Origin of the sequence: Nitrosospira sp. Is2, assembly GCF_033095785.1 — a bacterium.
GTDB lineage: Bacteria > Pseudomonadota > Gammaproteobacteria > Burkholderiales > Nitrosomonadaceae > Nitrosospira.
This window is the reverse complement of record NZ_CP137134.1, coordinates 1806773-1825268: the sequence shown is the minus strand read 5'-3', so window position 1 is coordinate 1825268 and position 18496 is coordinate 1806773. Positions and strand designations below refer to the sequence as shown.

Below are 18496 nucleotides of genomic sequence, written 5' to 3'. Positions count from 1 at the left end.
ACCGGGTACGGATAACTGCTGGGGCCGGTAAGTTCTAAAGACTCGGAATCAGCGGCGGCGCAGGGCCATCAGCAGCAGCCGGTTGACACCGAACCTGCGTCCTCGTCGCGAGTAAGCTGGGGAGTAAACTGGGGAATAAGCTGAATAAGGAGGAAATGGAGGTCAGCCAGTGGAAAATAGGAACGTTTTCATTCTTTCGCATGACCGCAGCCGAGAGCGTTGCCAGCCGATCGGAAACAGGAAAGCCGGCCCTGTGCTACGATCTCTTGTAGTGTAAATTGTCGGGAATTTGCGTGAGGCGTGCAAACCTTGCCTGCAACCGCTCGCGCATTGACTGTGCCCAGGGCGCATCGTCAGTCCCGTCTAGGAAAGGGCCCTGATACAACTTCCTGAGTTTCTCAAGCCATCTCTGTGAATCGCCCGAATTCTCGCTCGACAATCGTTCGAACGCCCAGCAATCTACCCAGCAGAAGGTCGAATTGATTGTAAGGCGATTCTCCTGCCTGCGAATCGCCTGTTCCCCGATGAGTTTACGCAACCTGAACAGGGTCGTCGCAAGCGCCTGTGCAGCTGCGTCGCCTTCGGCGTCGGGCCAGAGGGCATCCGCCAGCCTCGCTTCTGACACATCGCGACCGCCCAAGGCGATCAGCGCCTTCAACAACTCCAACGGCTTCTTCTGGGCTTTCCCGGAAAATTGCAGCGCTGTCCCTTGTTTGACTATTCTAAAACGCCCAAGGGTATATATACGGACGGGCCAGGGCCATAACTCCGCGTCTCGCCATGCCGGGTCCGGGCTTAGTTCATTGCGTTCAATGAGGGTGCGAACGTAGGCCGTCTCAATTCCGGCCTCGAGTGCTATGAAACATAGCTTTGAAATCACTCTCGAGGGGAAAAAAAAGAAATGCATGTAACCATGTTGTCGGCCAAGGCGCATGCCGTTCGCTAAATGGTAGAGGACGTGGTTTTTTCCGTATGCATCCAGCGCGACGAAGGCTGAAAAGAGTTGATAGGCATACTCGATAAGCGGATTTTTGATGCTTGCGCCGACCCTGCGCCCAATCTTCAAATACAGTAGCGCTTCGTTGTTCCTGCCGCAGAGATGAAGCAGCAGCCCGAAGCCAAGGTTATCGACGGCGATGTAGTAGGGCGTGCCGCGCGCTTCCGAAGCAGCTACTGCCCGGCCTAAGAGTTGGAGTGCCAAGGTTGGCTCTCCTGCATAAAATTTGCGCCAAGCCGCAACAGCATAGTAGGTACCACGATCCACAGACGGCATCGATTCAGCCAAACGCTCGAAGGCGGCGAGGAACTCGTCTGTCCGTCCAAAATCGCCTCGATTGAGGCTCATCACCGCGCCAAGCTGGAGCAGAACGGAATCGAAGAGACGGTTACCCGTCCGCTCCGCAGCGCGCAACCCGTCGTGAACCGATCGCAAACAGCGCTCTTTCATGCCGGTATACATTGCAACCGTGGCCTCGTTTATGTAATCCACAGGGGTGCGAGACGGTCGTTCAGACGAGGGCAGGTTGGTTGCGTAGTGAAGCATGCTTAGGACAGATTCGGCCTCCGCATGTTCGCCGCGCAAAATGTGGTATGTCACCAAGCGGTGGCGAAACAACGGCCGGTCGGCGGAGCCTGTGTCGTACTCCAGTATCTTTTGCAATCGTTCACGCCACAATAATAGATCCGGATGCAGAGGCTGGCGGAACGATACCGCGATAACGAAAGCGATAGTAACCCGCACATAAAGGTCTTGTGGCAACAGCTCAAGTCGGCCGGTAAGCCGTTCGTTGAATTCCGCAACCCAGGGGTCCATCTGCCGGAGGTCTCGGTAGATGTAAAAAATTGTATCCATAAGACCCGACCAGCTCATTGCCATCCCGACGAGGTCGTCGAACACCCTAAATTGTCGATAGGCGTTTTCAAGAATCGCCTGGCTGGCAGCAGGGTCGGAAAACGCCTTGCTGCTGCCATGCCAGTAGAGCAACCATGGATCCGTGTCGGTCACATGGGCGGGCAGCTTCTCCATCCAGGCCACGAGCGTTGCATCACGGCCCTGCGCCTTCAGAGTCGAGGCCGTTGCCAAAATCACTTCCGCCATGCGCCGCCAGTTTCGTGCCTGCTCCAACAAATTTATGGCAGTCTCATCGTCACCGTCTGATATCAGCACCTCCGCAGCTTTACAGTAGGTTGACGTCAACTCAGCCTTGGAGTAGCGAGCCACAGCTTGTTCAAGGAGAAACTCCCGAAAGAGCGGGTGGAACTGATATGCTGGTTCTTTTCCCCCATGTCGTGTGATGAAATAGTTTCGGCGCATTAGTTCCCGCAGCAAATCACCGGCTTTGGACGTACCGGTAAGCTGGGTAACGCGGTGTATTGTCATCTTAGGGAGCAACGCGCTTTGCAATAGCAGATCATGGCAAGTGATGTCGAGTTTCTTGAAAACTTCGACGCCAAAATAATCAAAGACAGGTTCTCCCGGTTGGTCTCTCAAGGAAAGGTTCAGATCGGTACCATTATGGATACCATCCGTACGCTTGAGCATCAGCATCAAGCCCATCATCCATCCTGCGCTACGGGCCTGCAGTAGCGTCGCGGCCGCGGCAGGCAGCTTCGTCCCTTGTAGCTCGGCAATGCCAGACGTCTCCTCACGCGTCAAAATAAGGTCATCCGCACCGATAATCGTCAATGTATGGTTAAAGCGCGCTGCGGCGAGTGGCGTTGGGCAAGCGTCGCGGGTAGCGATGACGAGGTGGCAGTTCTCTGGAGTCTCCTTGCAGGCAACCTGTACCACGACATGCAACGGCGAGGCGTCGGCCACCTCCTGGTAGTTATCCAGAACCACGACAAGGGGGCTTTTCAGTCCAGCGTAAAATCTGCGAAAGTACTGCCGACTGAACCTCACAAGGTCAGCTGCGGTGCCTGGGTCGAAATCTGGCAAGGGAGCGGCGGCGGCAAGTAAATGTTCCTTAGCCGCTTGGCCGAAATAGTGGAAAAACGTGGCTACATCTTCGTCTCCCGAGTCCACCTGATACCAAAGGCATCGACGGTTTCGAAATTCAATGTAACTTGAAACCAGCGTGGTTTTACCCGCGCCGGGTGGTCCATGGACGAGGGCAACTGAATGCTCTCTCCATGCGATATCCAGCTGATCGAATAAGCGCGTCCGCTGGTAGACCGCGGAGAGACGCGGGCGGCTGGTCTTAGCCAGCATAACTTCCAAACAGGGGAACTGCGAGGAAGCGATGTTTGAAACCGGAATAAATAATCCGGTTAAAGATAGGTCTTTTTGATCGCATGGCGGGTAGCCTTGGCAGAAGCTAGTTATTGCAATCTTGCCTGCTATTTTCTTTTTAAAAACACGTTATAATATTAAGCAAGAATCGAGCCGTTGTATATAAGTAAATGTATCCTTGCGGATTTCATCTCCCGCCCCGGTTGAAGCAGCATAAAGTGTAAAGCTCTCGAGAGTTGCAGACACTGAAGATGTCGGGCTAGAACCCGGCAGCGGAAACCGGAAACGACCCCGTCCCCGATATCCCCGAATTTTCCTTGATTTGGCTGGGCAGATAACCGAGCCGCAGATACCGCTGGTTGCGGTGGGTGCGGGGCTATATGTCCTTATTCGGTTTATAGAGGCATATAGTCTCTGGCATTACAAGAAGTGGGCCCTGTGGGTCTCGGCGGCAAGCGGAGCAATTTATATACCTTTTCAGCTGCTGGAACTGTGTGAACACGTTACCTGACTAGGTCTCGGCGCCTGGCACTAAACCTTCTCACGGGAAGGAGATACTGAAGTAGAGCCTGCCTTACAGTGATCCCATTTTTTACGGTGCAGGCCTTTGGGACCGTTACTAAAAAGCCGTCACGGTAAGGGAGGGGGAGGGGCAAAATAAAACCCGCCGAAGCGGGTTCCAGGAGAGGAGAAAGGTTAGGCGTTTAATGTTATTATTTTGTTGGGACTTGCTCTCTATATTCCTATTGGACCTTGGTGCTACTCATTACTGTTAGCCGCCCCTAGTATGACGGAGCCGCCAACCCAACAAACTAAGTCCGGCCAATAGCATCATGTAGGTTTGAGGTTCCGGAATGGCTGACACGCTGTCCATCACTCCTAACAATCGAGTATCAAGAGGGTTTCCTTCGGCAGATAAAAATGAAAGGCGAATGAAATTAGAGCCGTTAAATTCATTAAGATTAAGTTCGCTTGGCAAAGCGAAATCGCTCAGCCCTCCGGTCCCGCCCAATGGCAAATCTTGAAACTGGAAGTCAAAGGCTTGTGTGACCAGACCCAACGATGCTATAGGACCTGTAAGCCCCACTTGGGAACCATACCCATTAAAATTGCTTGCATGTGTAATTGGCCCAACAAATATGTAGGTCTGCAAATTTTCGAACGCGCCCGTTGCAGTACCCATTTCGGTATTGACCTTGAAGCTGCCCTGATTGCCGTAATTAGTAAATTCGGGCGATGGCGTTGAGGTTGGCGATGCATTTTCGTCATAACTGAGATACGCGGAGAACGGAGTGCCCTCAAGGCTTAGCAACTCCTGGGGTGTTTGAAGCGCATGTTCAACAGTGAGTTTCCCCATTATCTCCCATGTAACCGCTTGGGCGCTGCCTGCTCCGGTCATCAAAGCAACAGTCACAAGTCCGGCAGCTATCTTCATTCCTTCCGATTTCATTTGTATCTCCTTTTTGTTTTTGTTAAATCGGCACGGATGTGACGATGGGGATGTTACTGATGTACCTCCATTTACAGCTACCCCTGGCGAAAGGCTCGAGCGCCTTCATGCTATAACAACAATCTTCTCCAATCGATACTAGATGAGGGTTTTCTTTCAAGTATCTAGCTGAGAAGATGATCCACGCTTCTCATATGAAGCGGCTTCGCATTTATAGTCGAACACCCCGTCCTACGCCGCTTTGTCATGCTGCATAGGCTTCATGGGCATAGCAATGCATTGATGTGTTGACATGGGCGACGTCCTGTTGTGGTTGAGCCCATAATGTTCCTGAAACATTCAAATATCAAGCAGTATTAGGAGGGGTGTCGTTATTCCTGCGGGTAAAACCCAGATCATCCCAAGAAGCTTTTCTAACTATTACCACGCTTTTATTACGGGCCCCGACGGGGCAGGCATGAACGATCTCGGCACGCCGGGCGAACAAAGCATCGCTTATGGTATCAACGACGCCGGGCGTGGTGGGGTCCTTCAACGGGCATGCTTTCGTTACCGGGCCAAATGGCGCGGGGATGACCGATCTTAACTCCTTGGTGAGCCTTCCGGCCAACGTCGTCTTGACAGCCGCAACAGCAATCAACAACCATGGACAGGTCGTCGTGAATGCCTCCATTGTTCCCGAACCCGAAACCTATGCATTGATGCTGGCCGGCTTGGGCCTGATCGGATTTTTGACGCGCCGTAAGAACGCAGAAAATCGAACTTAGGCTCAATTAAACCTTTAATTCGTCCTCCCCTTGGCCGGAAGGAGGAGCATTACCATTGACTTGGGCTAGAACGGGTAAACGTGGCGGTACTTGAAAACGTCAAAGCCGGGATAATTTTTCCCTTCGAGCTTCGCGCACTGACAGAGCCGGGCACTCAGAGCCTGGAACATGCCAGTATCGCGGAGCTTTTGCCGTATCACGGTACCGCCTTATTCTGAAATACACTTGCCCAGTCAGGCCGCAGGTACGTTCTCCCACGATCATCCTCGAGATTCTGCGCCTCTTCTCCGCTCGGCCCCTTATTTTTATCCTCTGGCTGCGCCGTGGGTTTGTTTACTTGTTTTCTACCTCCACTTTTTTATACGCAGAAGGTCGCCTGCATCGCTCGATTGCTATGCAGGGACTAGAAGAGGCCCCCACCTGCTGTCGAGAACACTCTGTTTTGCTCTTTTCCCGCTCTGCCCGATAGTACCGTTGTACCATCCTGCACCTCAGAAGCCCCTGCCTAGGATTTACTGCCGGCAGCCCATCAAGGAAGCCCATTAACCCTGGGTTTGTCCAACCTCCGCTTGTGCGTGGGAGGTTGCGCAGCGTCTGACCCGTTGGTTTAAAAGGGCCTACATTGCCTTCAATTTACAGCAGGCCCTTGCGGCTGGATAAGGAAGGCAAATCGAATGAAACCACGTTGATTTGATTTATGCGGACGCCGGTAGTGATCGTCTTGTACCTTAGTCCAATTGTTTCACAGAGTTAAACAACGCATAGTGCTCCCTGGCCGCCCGTTTCCCGCTTAGATGAGCTGACGACGTCGCGCTGTCACGAGACTAAACAGCTCGCCAATTTAACACCACGGAGAATTATGAAATGAGCAGAAATATCGTTTTCATCATTGGCGCTTTGTTTATAGCACCTGTTCAGGCGGTGCCACTCGGTACGGCCAGCTGGACGAGCTGGACGTCATCGACAAGCGGCAGCTTTACCCAGGATTCCAACAGTATCAACGTGACCTATACCGGAAGTACCTTCGGCGTGAACTATGGCTCACACTTCTATAATGTTCCAGCTTCATTTACGAATAGCGAAGTGACAAACACCCCGGGAACCAATGGGACGCTTCTGATGACGGGCGGTACAACCCAAATAAACGGTTTTCATTTTTCCCACGCGGTAGTTGACCCAATAATCAGTCTTTTTAGCGTCGGTCAGTCAGGAGTTCCGGTTTCATTCAATTTCCTCAACGACGTGACACTCAGCATACTGAGCCAGGGCGCTGGAAACTGGGGCGCCGGCTTGCTTACCCAAACCGGCAACTCGATCACCGGTTGGGAAGGCAACGGCCTACTTCAGTTCCACGGCACCTACACCGACATTGAATTTACTACTCCAAATTATGAGTTTTATTACGGCGCCACTGTTGGGGCTCTCGCAGCGAGTGCAGTAGCCCCGACCTCTGTCCCTGAGCCGGCGACCTACGCACTAATTTTGATGGGACTGGGTATGGTCGGCTGGACGCGCCGCAGGCACCAAGGTCTCGACAGAGGCCTTGGTGTCCAGGACCGTATCGGACTACTTCACAGTGGTTAGTGGTGGGACGAGGAGGATCGAACAAGCCTCGAAACCCTCATGAATAAAAGGCTCTAAAACACCACCCAGAAATATGCCCCCATAACCTCGTCCCCATCCTAAACATCCTGTGGATAAACTCAGCAGTAAAGAGTATAACGACAAACGCCTGGCCTCTTCTCCGACTCGGGCAGGTTCTATCATGTTAAGGCCCCTATATATCACATATCACGCTGCTCAGTAGTCTCCTGACGGCGTGTGTCACAGCCCCCACTCGCTCTGATAGTGGCGCTTTCAAGCTCACTCAACACGGCGAAATTCCCACCTCCAGCACTCAACCCTTCACAGACTGCTTGATGGATGGGTTCGACGCAAGTAGCTTAATGCTCACGAATGTTTCGGTTAGACAGCAGCGTCGTACTGAGCACAATCGTGTAGAAGTATTGACTCACTCATCAGTTCTGCTTAGCGCGGATGTCTTTGACATTGGTCGCGTCGAACTTTAGGAAAGCTCGACCGCGGCTCTGATTAATTGATCTGGAGAACGCAAAGCTTTTGCTCGCTGCCTCAACCCCTTCCGCGGAGCGAGCTAGTCTCTTCCCAACCGACCGTCTGGCTCTACCAGAAGCCCTACAGGATTTAAGGGGTGGCTACCTACTATTGCCGGATCAATAAAAAACCCGCCGAGGCGGGTTATGTGAACCGCTTTATCTTGCTGGCGTGCTCAACTGCGGGAGCGGCGAAGACGCCATCCCAACAGACCCAGACCAGCCAACATCATGGCGTACGTTTCCGGTTCGGGAACGACTACAACAAAGTTAACTGACGGAGAAAAGTCGGACCCAGGGACTTGCACAGAAGCTGTGTGAGGTCCAAGGGCAAAGTTGCCGAAACTTCCAAACGATGTATCGAAGGACTGTGATGCAGTAATCGTTCCGGCAGCTGGCCCGTAGGGGAATGACGCGAGTGTCGCTGTCTCCGCCTGTTGACCATCTATGAACAGTGTGCCAGTGAGGGGATACAAGCCTGATTGTGCGGTAATGTTTGTCCACTCGTAATTCCAGATTCCAGAGGCACCTATAGAAATAGGCAAGTTATTCTGAAAGATCTGTTGACCAGCGGTAACACCAGTTACTTGTAATTGAGTTACTTCTGAAATATCCGGTATGTTAGCGTACGAATTTCCGGAATAAACGCACACACAAAACAAGACGAGACTGGAGGTTTTTTTCAGTGTTGCAAACACCTCTCGCGTCCTTGCTTTCCTTTGAATTGGATTTATTGCGTTATCTGCAATCATTTTCAGGGGGTTCTCCAGATTAGTATGCAGGTGATGCCCATCTCTATTGATGGATGGGCTACATCAAACACTTTGCCATGCTACATGAGAAAACTTGAAATACAAGCCCGAATTGATTGCAAAGCTTCTGGTAGAGCCGCGGGCCGGCCGTCTAGGAGGGAATAAAGAGGTCGAGCGAATAATGGACGTTTTTATTGTTGAGAGGAACTGGGTCGGGCTAGCTAAGTCACATCTTCCACAAGTAGTCATTCCCTGCGCACTAACCCCACAGGAGATCGCGAAATGACGGATGAAGAAAAGAGGCAACCTGAAGGCGGCCATTGGTCCGGGATGCTTGCAATTCGGTTACTGCTTTGGACTCTCATTTGCGCCTTGCTGGGAATTCTCCTGATCGGCAACTGAGTGAATGGACCCAAAATGCCTCTTGCTGTGGCAGTGTTACCTGGTGCTAGAACCGCTCTTTTTTGTCGAGGTTTTTTCAACATAGCGAGTAACTCGCTCTCAGCGGCGCTGTATCTGGATCTCGAACGACGACGCCAGTTCAGGTCGGGAGGAGATTTTATGCGTGTTCTCCGCGTCAAAAACTGATCAAGCGCCTCCCTATGCACGCGATAGACCCGTACATGTACATGTACAACTGGCAAGCCATCACCGATCATGCGCGAGACGGTGCGAACTGATACCTGCAGCTCTTTTGCTAGGTCTTTAAAGGTTAGGTAGGTCACCCCTAGTAGTATAGGCAAAAAAAGGGCAATAAAAACCCGGCCAAGAGGGCACCAGGCCGGGTCGGAGCGGAGGTTAAATCACGCTCCGCAATAAGATAATACCAGATTAATGAAGTGTCCCTACTTTAATTATGGGCAAGTAGACAACAAAAACCCGCCGAAGCGGGTGTAGGGGAAAGCGGTGTCCGCAATCGACCCTCGGAGAACAGAATGAATAGAGGGACACATCGGGATAGACACCAAAAAATAAGTACCCTTCGTCCAAAAACCAAGGGGCCTGTTCTATCCAACTCTACCAGAAGCCCTACAATCGATCTAAATTTGTTGGTGGCCAACTTCATATTCCCAGACGGAAAAAATTGGCATAGGGCGGCTGATCGAGCGCGTTTCCTTCTTTTTAACTTTTTTGTATAGATTTATAAAAGGGAAGTGAGACGAGCGGTTTCCGCTAAGAGATCACAGACTTTTTGCCTGCCCCCTCGCGCGCGCGTACTGCTGTACAAATGTAATAGTCGAGACCGCGAGTTGAGAAATACAGGCTGTTTTCTCGCTGCTAGCGGCGAGAACGACACAGCGATATATCTATCTTTTTCTTACTTGCCTTATGACTGGACAGAATGTGCGGCCGGTTTGAACAATCTGAAACACGGCGCTATTACGCAAACGCCCTTGGCGTTGACACAAGCGAGCATAGCTGGGAATACGGAGATCACATTGCCCACTACAATATCGCACTTGGCTTATGCCCTTGGATGATTACGCTCAACAATGGCGAGATTGAGCTTATCGGTATGACTTGGGGTTACAGGACTCCCCAAGAAGCTGCCGATAAAAAGAAAACATGGATATGTGCAAGGATAGAAAAGGCGAAAACTGGTCGATATTTCGGCACATGTTTCGTGAAGGACGAGTAATTGTCCCCGCCGGCGGCTGGTATGAATGGACGGAAGAGAATGGAAGAAAGCAGCGATGGTATATAACCCGTTGCTCGGCAAGCCCATATTCATGGCGGGCCTAACCGATTGGAAGCCCCAACAGCCTAAACAACCAGTACAAACGGTCGAAACAGGGTTTGTGATTGTTACGGAAGATTCAGGTGCGGGAATGGTTGATATTTATGACCGTCGACCGGTTGTATTAGAACCGGAAGACCATGGCACTTTATGGACGCCCAAATACCCGTTGAGGAAGCAGCACATCTTGCACGGTCTAAGTCGGTACCCACGGAAGAGTTCATGTGGTGGAAAGTGGACAGAACTGTAAACCGTCCCGATCCAGCCAATAATGGAAGCTATCTTTTGTCGCCGATCGCCTAGCGACGTGAGTATTGATCGCCCGGTCAACCCGACGATACGGCGTAGGCTTTGAAAAAATCCCTGTTTTTGACCTGGTAGCAGGCACAATAACCAAGCGACCTATCCCGGACTACAACCTCTGTATGTTAAAAAACTCCTTTATTTATCCCCCTTCGGTGCGCAATTAATCCGACTAGACCCAGGCCTGCAAGAAACAGCGCATAGACTTCCGGTTCCGGTACGATGGTTGCGAGGGCAATGACCTGTCCAGCATTATTGAGGCCGTGCGCCTCAATTAGAGTCACGCCAGGGGGCAGATGAACCAGGGAGTTGAGGTCCATCATGTTTGCGCCATTGGGGCCGGTGATGAAAGCATGTTGGTCTCCCCCGGCCGTGTCAGACCAACCCGCCACCTGTCCGGCGTCGTTGATACCAAGAGCAACGCTGAGATTACCGCCCAAATCACCGAGGTCCCTCATATCCATTCCGTCGGACCCGGTAATGAAAGCATGTGAAAGGCCCTCACCAGTGCCCGGGTCAGAATAACCCACAACCTGACCCACGCCGTTGATGCCACTAGCAGAGCTGCTATAACCGCCCAAGGTGCCGAGGTCTCTCATGGCCATGCCGTCGGGGCCGGTGATGAAAGCACGGCCGTTAGAATCACCCATCACTTGCCCGGCATCGTTGATGCCATAAGCAATACTGTTATCACCATTTAAAGTGCCGAGGCCTCTCATAGCCATCCCATCGGGGCCGGTAATAAAAGCATAGCCGTCGGAATCACCCACCACCTGCCCGCCATTGTTGATACCATAAGCACGGCTGTAATAACCACTAGCTAAAGTGCCGAGATCTCTCATGCCCATCCCGTCGGGGCCGGTGATGAACGCATGGTAATAGCCGTTAGCCACAGCATAACCGACCACCTGTCCGGCATCGTTGATGCCATAAGCATAGCTGTAACTACTGCCCAGATCGCCGAGGTCTTTCATGCCAGTCCCGTCGGGGCCGGTGATGAAAGCGTGGATGACGCCTCCAGCCGTGTCAGAATAGCCCGCTACCTGCCCGGCGTCGTTGACCCCAGTAGCAATGCTGTTATTGCCGCCTAAAGTACCAAGGTCCGTCACCATCTTGCTGTTTAGGTCAATGAGGTATGAACGGCCTAATTCTTCTTGGGCTGCGACATGGGTGCCGAAACCCAGACTCCCAGAAAATGCCGCAGCAAGGATAAAGCCACGAACTTTGAAGCCACGGATGATTTTCATGATGAACCTCTTCAGTTTTTTTGGAGGGCGTCGGCCGGAAATCGCGGGACTATCAGCAAAACGTGTCATTTAAGGATAGATAAAAAAACAGTTTTTCTGAACTGCCTGTGGCTTTTTTTCGCTGAGCGACCGGTTTCCGTTCTTGCGCTACAGGGATCAAACGTACCCCCACCCCTATCAATTTCGCGGATGTGCGAGACCGGTTTCCATCATACCCGCTAAGCTTTTTGACTCCCCCTCATGGTGATGGGAAGGGGAAGAGTTAGTAAGATAGATTGGTAGTTCTAGAAAGGTGTACGCTCGGCGGGTCAATAGGTTTTGAAAAAGTGTCTCGACTCGTACTCCCGGCGGGTCAATTCATGCAATCCAAAAATTAATTGGTACGCTAGGCGGGTCAACCAACAAATGATTAACCCGCCCTCGGCAGGGTAGCAATGTTTGGAGCGCACGTTAAGTAACTTCTCGTCCAGGTTCAAAACTGTCAGTAGCATTGCGTATCTATGTTTCCTGGTTCTGGCATGGATAGCGCTCGAGCAGAAATTTCTTTTTCTTAATTTTTATCAAATAGCCTTGTCGTTGATCCAGATTGAATTTCGTGTGCCAAGAGAGAATAAAACGAGTTATCTGCTATCTTTCAGATAAGCGCTTGGTTTCCCTCGGCCGCTTGACAGTCTCACTCCAGTGGGAAAAAACAAAAGGAGGTTCGTCGTGAAAAGAATTTTTCATCTTAACATCCGTGGCTTTATCCTCGCTGCTGCATTTTCTGCTGGTCTGGGTTTCGGCACCAGTGCCTCCGCTGAACATTCATTCCTCATCGACCTCAACAGCAGGACAGTAACCGAACTTGGAACTTTAGGCGGCGATGGTACGGTCGCCGCGGACCTCAACGACGGGGCGCAGGTGGTGGGATATTCATACACGGCTGAAGGTAGTTACCGTGGCTTCATCACCGGCCCTAATGGCATGGGGATGAGAGATCTTGGGACTTTAGGTGGTAATAATTTTAGCCGTGCTTATGGCATCAACGAGGCGGGACAGGTGGTAGGATCTTCTTCTCCCTCTAATGACCTATATGAGCACGCTTTTATCACCGGCCCTGATGGCACGGGGATGAGGGACCTTGGCACTTTAGGCAGTTTTGGCAGCACTGCAGTTGGCATCAACAATGCCGGTCAGGTGACGGGATATTCTAATCAGGCAGGCTTCATTACCGGGCCCGATGGAATGGGCATGAGAGACCTTGGCACTTTCGGCCAGGGGGCGGTTTTCATCACACCTCGTAGCATCAACGGTGCCGGGCAGGTGGTTGGGTCTTCTGGAGCATCAGATTTACCTAGCCAAGCTTTCATCACCGGCCCCGACGGGACGGGGTTCAGAAACCTTGGCAGCCTCGGTGGGAATGATAGCGTTGCCACAGGCATTAACGATGCCGGACAGACGGTGGGAGCTTCTCTCACGGCTGAACGCACTTACCATGCCTTCATTACCGGTCCGGATGGAATGGGTATGACGGATCTTGGCACTTTAGGCGGTAATGATAGTGCTGCTCTGGACATCAACGACGCGGGCCAGGTGGTGGGTAATTCTGCCACGGCCGAAGGTGGCCGTTCTGTTTTTATTACCGGCCCTAATGGGGAAGGCATGATGGATCTCAATTCCCTAGTTAATCTTCCACCGCGGGTAACTCTAACAGACGCCGTGGCCATCAATAACAACGGGCAAGTGATTGCGATGGGTTTAATCCCCGAACCTGAAACGTATGCCTTAATGATTGCGGGTCTGGGATTGCTCGGATTTATGGTACGGCGCAAAAAAGGCAGCGAGCAGCAAGTCTCGTTACTCATATGTGTCATTTCTTTAATTTTCCAAGGAAAGGCGGTCCGGGCATCGCCCGCGGTAAAAATAGTTTTTCTCGATTGTCCGTGCAAATAAACGGCTGAGCGACCGGTTTCCGTTCTTGATCTAAAGAGATTTAACGTCGCCCACCCCTGTCAATTTCGCGGTTGTACGAGCGAATGTGCGAGACCAAGCTTTTTGACTCCCCCATCATGATGATGAAAAGGGGAAGAGTTAATAAGATAGATTGGTAGTTCTAGAAAGGTGTACGCTCGGCGGGTCAATTGGTTTTGAGATAATGCCTCGACTGGTACGCCCGGCGGGTCAATTCATGCAATCCAAATTAGGTTGGTACGCTGGGCGGGGCAATCATCGAGCAATTAACCCGCCTGGCGGGTCACCACTTTCAATTTTGGCAGGGGTGGCAGTGGCTCGTTTTTTCTCCATGTACCTCTGGGGCTACCAGTAGCACGCACGTCCAGCTTTCCCTTGCAGTCGTCTATTGCGTAAAACGTTATAGCGTAAAGAGTTGCCTTGTGCCTCCCGCCCTGCCGCGTCACTTCCAGCCAGTCTCCCGCCAGCAGTTCTTTCAATGCCTTGTTGAGCGTGTCCTTTGACTTCCACCCTCTAGGTTGCATCAAAGTCCATGCCGCGCATAGATCGCCGTTGTTGTCTCCCTTGTACTGGGCCAGCAGATCATTCAAAAGCTTGATTGCATGGGCTGAAAGGCGGGTAAAACTTTGGGTTCTTATCACCACGAAAGGCAGGGGCACGAAGCCCCCGCCCTCCCGTCTAGCTTGGGCGTCCTTGAATCGGTTTTTCCCCATGCCTAACCATTCCCAAGACGAGAAAGAAAGCGATACAAGCCCCACAGCTCGATTAAAGACAGCCCAGCCATATCACCGTTAGCCCAAGGTGAGAAAATCGAACCATGGACATTTACAGGCGTTCCGGCCAGTTTTCGTCATTCACGGCCTACCTCCGGCGCCAGCACATAGCGGGCAATGCGATGGGTACGCCCGCAATCTGTTGGCGCAGTCGTCCAGACCGTTGCTATGTCATGTCCTATTGCGCGTAACTCGAATACTCTCGCGGCAGGCATCAAAATATCCAGATCACGCCTGGCTTCAATGGTAGTGAGGTTCGACTCGCGTAATTTCTTCAGCAGCCTCATCCGTTGCGAATGGGCGCTATTATCGTTATAGTTGGATTGCGTAGTATGGGCTGCCTTTGGGTGGCCTATTTTTTTGTCCATTATCAGCCCCTTTATTTGCTGGCTTCTATTCGGGATTGTGCCCATGCTTCGACATCTGCCGCATTCCAAGCGGTAGTGTTCTCGGACAACTTAATGGGCTTTGGAAAAGTACCTTTTTTTATCCAAGCCCAAATTGCCGAACCTGATACGTTGAGGCGGGCTTTCAGTTGTGGCAGACGGTAGAACTGCGGGAGAGCCTGTGGCGTTGCGTTTTCCATGAACTTAAATCTCCGTAGAGGTTTATGCGCATCTAGCACCGTGCTAGAGCGTCATGGGCGCATTTTGGCGACTAACAGGATGAGCTATAGAGGAGTGTATTGCGTTAAAACGGCAAAGAATGTTCCGCCGGAGCATTTTCCCGGTAAAAATGCTTAAATCTTCCGGGCTTACCCTTTTACGATCTTCCGAACATAGTCATTGTCAATATTCCATTGATCAAAGATAACTGATGTTGTGACGGTAACGACGTCGTGAAGTGGCTGCCCGTAACACCTCTCACAATGGCCGGACAGAAACCGAATAAAATAGTGAAGCTCTGCGTTCCGTGAATTTGGTTTCTTAACTGAAGACTCATCCTCCGCGTACTGCGATGCCTTTTTACCGATGTCATTTAATACTTCAAGAATAGACGGAGTAATGTCAGAAAGAGAGAAACGAGCGTATGAAACGTCGTTCGGAGCATTCAAAACCTCCAGCAACCATTCAATTTGTTGGTCGTCCACAAGGTTATTTATTGAATAGTAGTCAAACCCGCTGGCTTTGTTTAAAAGAGATTGAAGTAACCCAGCCGCGTTTCGTATTTCTTGATAAAACGCTCTTCGCTCGGAGGGTGTTTGCCTCATATCACCCCTCCAACCTGTTATTCCCCACTCGCATGCTCTAAAAAAATTTGGGAAATCTTGGTCGCTTTTCGCACGCCTAATCAGAGACTTCCAAACATCCTTCATTCGAAGGTCTGTAATCAAAAGTTTTAGAAGTTCTGTGCCTTCTTTATAAGGGAGGCCAAACGATTTACGGTAAAGGCTACGGCGTATATCCTCGACGTTCTCTTTAGTAATGTTGCCTTCATACGTCTGCATCAGATCGGCAATAACAGTTTCCGGATCGCCCGTTTTAAATTTGCTCTCCAACGACCCTCCATCCATTCGCCTCTTATGTAGTTCAACAAGATTCTGAGGCGCCCATTCTGGATAAATCATTGCCAGTCCATTCTTGTTAATCCTGTAGGCGATCCATCCGGCCCGGTAAAGACTCCCGCTGTTATCTGCATCAGCGCAGACATGAAAATGACTTGGTTATGCTCGAAGTTGTACAACTTCTGCACCTGACACCAGCTCGTCGAGATAATCCGCCCACAACTGCATCATCTCGCGACGCTCTTTTAAAAACTTTGTGCGGTTGTATGCAGTGCCAAGCGTATCAGGCACTTTATGTGCCAATTGGTGTTCGATAACTTCCGGCTTTTGATGCAACTCTTCCGCAAGAATTGTTCGCGCCATTGCTCTAAACCCGTGTCCAGTGATCTCGGTTTTGGTGTCATACCCCATGCGACGCAACGCGGCATTGACAGCCGCATCGCTCATGGGTTTTTTCGGATCACGTCCGGGGAAAACGTAATGCCCATGTCCAGTTAGAGCATATAGATCACGCAACATCGCGACAGCTCGATCAGCTAACGGCACAGAATGCTCCGTCTTCGTCTTAGTGACAAAATAACGCCACTCAGCTTTATCAAGATCAAAATCTTTCCATTCAGCCCGACGGAGTTCGCCGGGCCGCACAAACAGCAAAGGGGCAAGACGCAAGGCAGTTTGCACAACAAATGTCCCTCGGAAAGCCTGAATCGCCCGCAGTAGTTCTCCAACCTGTACCGGATCAGTAATTGACGCAAAATGATTTTTCTTGGCTGGTGGTATAGCGCTTCTCAAATCCTGCGACGGATCGCGCTCCGCCCTCCCGGTAGCAACAGCGTAGCGAAAGACTTGTCCGCAATTCTGCTTTACGCGGTGCGCCGTATCTAAGGCCCCTCTGCTTTCGGTACGTCTGAGTACGCCCAATAATTCAGGGGCCTTAATGTCCGCAATCGGCTTGCTCCCAATCCACGGGAAAACGTCATTCTCCAATCTGTTGATGATCTTATTCGCATGACTTGCAGCCCAGGTATGCCGATGTTTCGTAAACCATTCACGGGCCACGGCCTCAAAACTGTTTTCGGCGTTCTCCCTCTTCGCTCGTTTAGATTGATGCTTGACTTCGCCGGGATCAATTACCTCAGCGAGCAGCTTACGGGCTTTTTCGCGGCGTTCACGAGCAAGGCTGAGGGGAACGTCAGGATAAACACCAAAAGCAAGACGCTTTTCTTTTCCTCCAAAACGGTACTTGAAGCGCCAGTATTTTGAGCCGTTCGGCATCACTTCAAGGTACATTCCCCCGCCGTCGGCCATCTTATATGGCTTGGCTTCCGGCTTTGCCTTGCGTGCCGCCACATCGTTCAGCTTCATGATGTACAGGTGATTGGGGGCATCAATTCTGCTTTGGGGGCATATATGATCAAATTATGCCCCCTTTACTACCTTGATTGCAATAGATGAGAATGAACGGCAGAAAACAAAAAACCCGCGAATCACTTGGATTTACGCGGGTTCTATGTATGGAGCTGGACTACTTTGGACAGGGTATTGGTGGAGACGAGGAGGATCGAACTCCCGACCTTCGCATTGCGAACGCGACGCTCTCCCAGCTGAGCTACGTCCCCATTTTGTTGCGTATTTTATAACAAACCGCGGCGCCATAGTATGACGCTGCGGAGTAATAACAGTTTCAAGTTTCATATTGTGGCGAAGTGAGACTACCAAGCCTTACACCCAATCCTTCCCAATCAAAAAATCCTTGTATAGCCTATCTTCTGCACTGCCCGCCTCGGGTTTCCAGTCATAGCGCCATTTCACGATTGGCGGTAGCGACATGAGAATCGATTCCGTTCGACCGCCCGATTGCAGGCCGAATAGTGTTCCCCTGTCCCACACGAGGTTGAACTCAACATAGCGGCCGCGGCGGTATGCCTGGAAATCGCGTTCGCGTTCGCCGTAAGGCGTATTCAGGCGGCGCTCCAGTATCGGTACGTAGGCTTCAAGAAAATGATCGCCCACGCTTTGGGTGAGGTTGAAGCAGCTTTCGAAATCGGGCTTGCCTAAATCATCGAAGAAAATGCCGCCGATGCCGCGCGGCTCCTTGCGGTGTTTAAGGTAAAAATACTCGTCGCACCACTTCTTGAAGCGGGGGTAGTAGTCCCCGCCAAAAGGCTGCAATGCGTTTTTGCATGTCTGGTGGAAATGAACAGCGTCTTCCTCGAATCCATAATAGGGCGTCAAATCCATGCCGCCGCCGAACCACCAGACCGGCTCGGCGCCTTCCTTGCGCGCTTCGAGATAGCGCACATTCAGATGCACAGTAGGCGCATACGGGTTGCGGGGATGCAGCACGAGCGATACGCCCATGGCCTCGAACCCACGCCCCGATAGTTCGGGCCTCGCAGCCGTGGCGGAAGCAGGCAGGCCGCCGCCGAACACGTGCGAGTAATTCACGCCTCCGCGCTCGAGCACGTTACCCTCTTCCATCACGCAGCTCAGGCCGCCGCCGCCCTCGGCGCGTTCCCATTGGTCGCGGCGGAAACGCGTACCGTCCACCTCTTCAATCCGCTCGACAATGCGTTGCTGAAGTCCGGTAAAAAACTCCCTGGCTTGCTGTGCGGTGCTTGCATTGCTCATGCTGTCTCCTGATAAGCGCCAGTTTTGTTATTTTTCAT

The 18496-nt window shown here is 51.6% G+C and carries 16 protein-coding genes, 1 tRNA gene and 1 pseudogene; 6 read left to right on the top strand and 12 right to left on the bottom strand.

From position 1 onward, the window contains the following. Positions 1–256: 256 nt before the first annotated feature. Positions 257–3211, bottom strand: coding sequence for an AAA family ATPase (locus R5L00_RS08115; protein WP_317650546.1), 2955 nt, complete (start codon positions 3209–3211; stop codon positions 257–259). Between the two features lie 343 nt (positions 3212–3554). On the opposite strand from R5L00_RS08115, the gene R5L00_RS08110 reads away from it, so the two are divergent. Further along, positions 3555–3743, top strand: coding sequence for a DUF2127 domain-containing protein (locus R5L00_RS08110; RefSeq protein ID WP_317650544.1), 189 nt, complete (start codon positions 3555–3557; stop codon positions 3741–3743). Between the two features lie 261 nt (positions 3744–4004). On the opposite strand, the gene R5L00_RS08105 is transcribed toward R5L00_RS08110, so the two are convergent. Beyond that, a complete protein-coding gene (locus R5L00_RS08105) occupies positions 4005–4682 on the bottom strand; it encodes a PEP-CTERM sorting domain-containing protein (protein ID WP_107695002.1) in 678 nt (225 codons plus the stop codon). 497 nt (positions 4683–5179) lie between these two features. Between R5L00_RS08105 and R5L00_RS08100 the strand changes: the two genes are divergently transcribed. Together R5L00_RS08100 and R5L00_RS08095 are read left to right on the top strand one after the other, a co-directional pair. Then, positions 5180–5449, top strand: coding sequence for a PEP-CTERM sorting domain-containing protein (locus tag R5L00_RS08100; RefSeq protein ID WP_258192733.1), 270 nt, complete (start codon positions 5180–5182; stop codon positions 5447–5449). Positions 5450–6313: 864 nt separating this feature from the next. Then, positions 6314–7033 (top strand): PEP-CTERM sorting domain-containing protein, encoded by a 720-nt coding sequence (locus R5L00_RS08095; protein ID WP_317650542.1) that lies wholly within the window; start codon positions 6314–6316, stop codon positions 7031–7033. Positions 7034–7736: 703 nt separating this feature from the next. Here R5L00_RS08095 and R5L00_RS08090 read toward each other — a convergent pair. Both R5L00_RS08090 and R5L00_RS15870 read right to left on the bottom strand, forming a co-directional pair. Further along, positions 7737–8312: a PEP-CTERM sorting domain-containing protein gene (locus tag R5L00_RS08090; RefSeq protein WP_107694540.1), complete on the bottom strand. Its 576-nt coding sequence runs from the start codon at positions 8310–8312 to the stop codon at positions 7737–7739. A gap of 245 nt (positions 8313–8557) precedes the next feature. Further along, on the bottom strand, positions 8558–8971 hold the full coding sequence (locus R5L00_RS15870; protein ID WP_411555614.1) for a hypothetical protein: 414 nt from the start codon (positions 8969–8971) through the stop codon (positions 8558–8560). A gap of 683 nt (positions 8972–9654) precedes the next feature. Between R5L00_RS15870 and R5L00_RS08085 the strand changes: the two genes are divergently transcribed. Together R5L00_RS08085 and R5L00_RS15865 are read left to right on the top strand one after the other, a co-directional pair. Then, positions 9655–9951 (top strand): SOS response-associated peptidase family protein, encoded by a 297-nt coding sequence (locus R5L00_RS08085; protein WP_317650539.1) that lies wholly within the window; start codon positions 9655–9657, stop codon positions 9949–9951. After that, positions 9879–10300 (top strand): annotated as a pseudogene (locus R5L00_RS15865) (SOS response-associated peptidase family protein). The gene R5L00_RS08085 and the pseudogene R5L00_RS15865 overlap by 73 nt, the downstream one beginning before the upstream one ends. A gap of 178 nt (positions 10301–10478) precedes the next feature. Here R5L00_RS15865 and R5L00_RS08080 read toward each other — a convergent pair. Continuing rightward, on the bottom strand, positions 10479–11600 hold the full coding sequence (locus R5L00_RS08080) for a PEP-CTERM sorting domain-containing protein (protein WP_317650537.1): 1122 nt from the start codon (positions 11598–11600) through the stop codon (positions 10479–10481). A 708-nt stretch (positions 11601–12308) separates the two neighbouring features. Here R5L00_RS08080 and R5L00_RS08075 point away from each other — a divergent pair. Continuing rightward, positions 12309–13532 (top strand): HAF repeat-containing PEP-CTERM protein, encoded by a 1224-nt coding sequence (locus R5L00_RS08075; protein WP_107694536.1) that lies wholly within the window; start codon positions 12309–12311, stop codon positions 13530–13532. Between the two features lie 284 nt (positions 13533–13816). On the opposite strand, the gene R5L00_RS08070 is transcribed toward R5L00_RS08075, so the two are convergent. From R5L00_RS08070 to hemF, 7 genes are all read right to left on the bottom strand, one after another. Continuing rightward, entirely contained in the window at positions 13817–14263 is a 447-nt protein-coding gene (locus R5L00_RS08070) for a hypothetical protein (protein ID WP_107694535.1), read from the bottom strand. 137 nt (positions 14264–14400) lie between these two features. Beyond that, positions 14401–14691, bottom strand: a complete 291-nt coding sequence (locus tag R5L00_RS08065) for a helix-turn-helix domain-containing protein (RefSeq protein ID WP_107694534.1) — start codon at positions 14689–14691, stop codon at positions 14401–14403. Between the two features lie 11 nt (positions 14692–14702). Next, positions 14703–14909 (bottom strand): helix-turn-helix transcriptional regulator, encoded by a 207-nt coding sequence (locus tag R5L00_RS08060; RefSeq protein WP_107694533.1) that lies wholly within the window; start codon positions 14907–14909, stop codon positions 14703–14705. A gap of 168 nt (positions 14910–15077) precedes the next feature. Beyond that, on the bottom strand, positions 15078–15890 hold the full coding sequence (locus tag R5L00_RS08055) for a hypothetical protein (RefSeq protein ID WP_317650531.1): 813 nt from the start codon (positions 15888–15890) through the stop codon (positions 15078–15080). Between the two features lie 96 nt (positions 15891–15986). Beyond that, positions 15987–17192 carry a tyrosine-type recombinase/integrase gene (locus R5L00_RS08050; RefSeq protein WP_107694531.1) on the bottom strand — a complete coding sequence of 402 codons (1206 nt, stop codon included), beginning with the start codon at positions 17190–17192 and terminating at the stop codon, positions 15987–15989. Positions 17193–17370: 178 nt separating this feature from the next. Beyond that, positions 17371–17446, bottom strand: a tRNA-Ala gene (locus tag R5L00_RS08045). Positions 17447–17549: 103 nt separating this feature from the next. Further along, the gene (hemF, locus tag R5L00_RS08040; protein ID WP_107694530.1) at positions 17550–18458 is read right to left on the bottom strand and encodes an oxygen-dependent coproporphyrinogen oxidase; all 909 of its coding nucleotides are present in this window, start codon (positions 18456–18458) and stop codon (positions 17550–17552) included. Positions 18459–18496 lie beyond the last annotated feature (38 nt).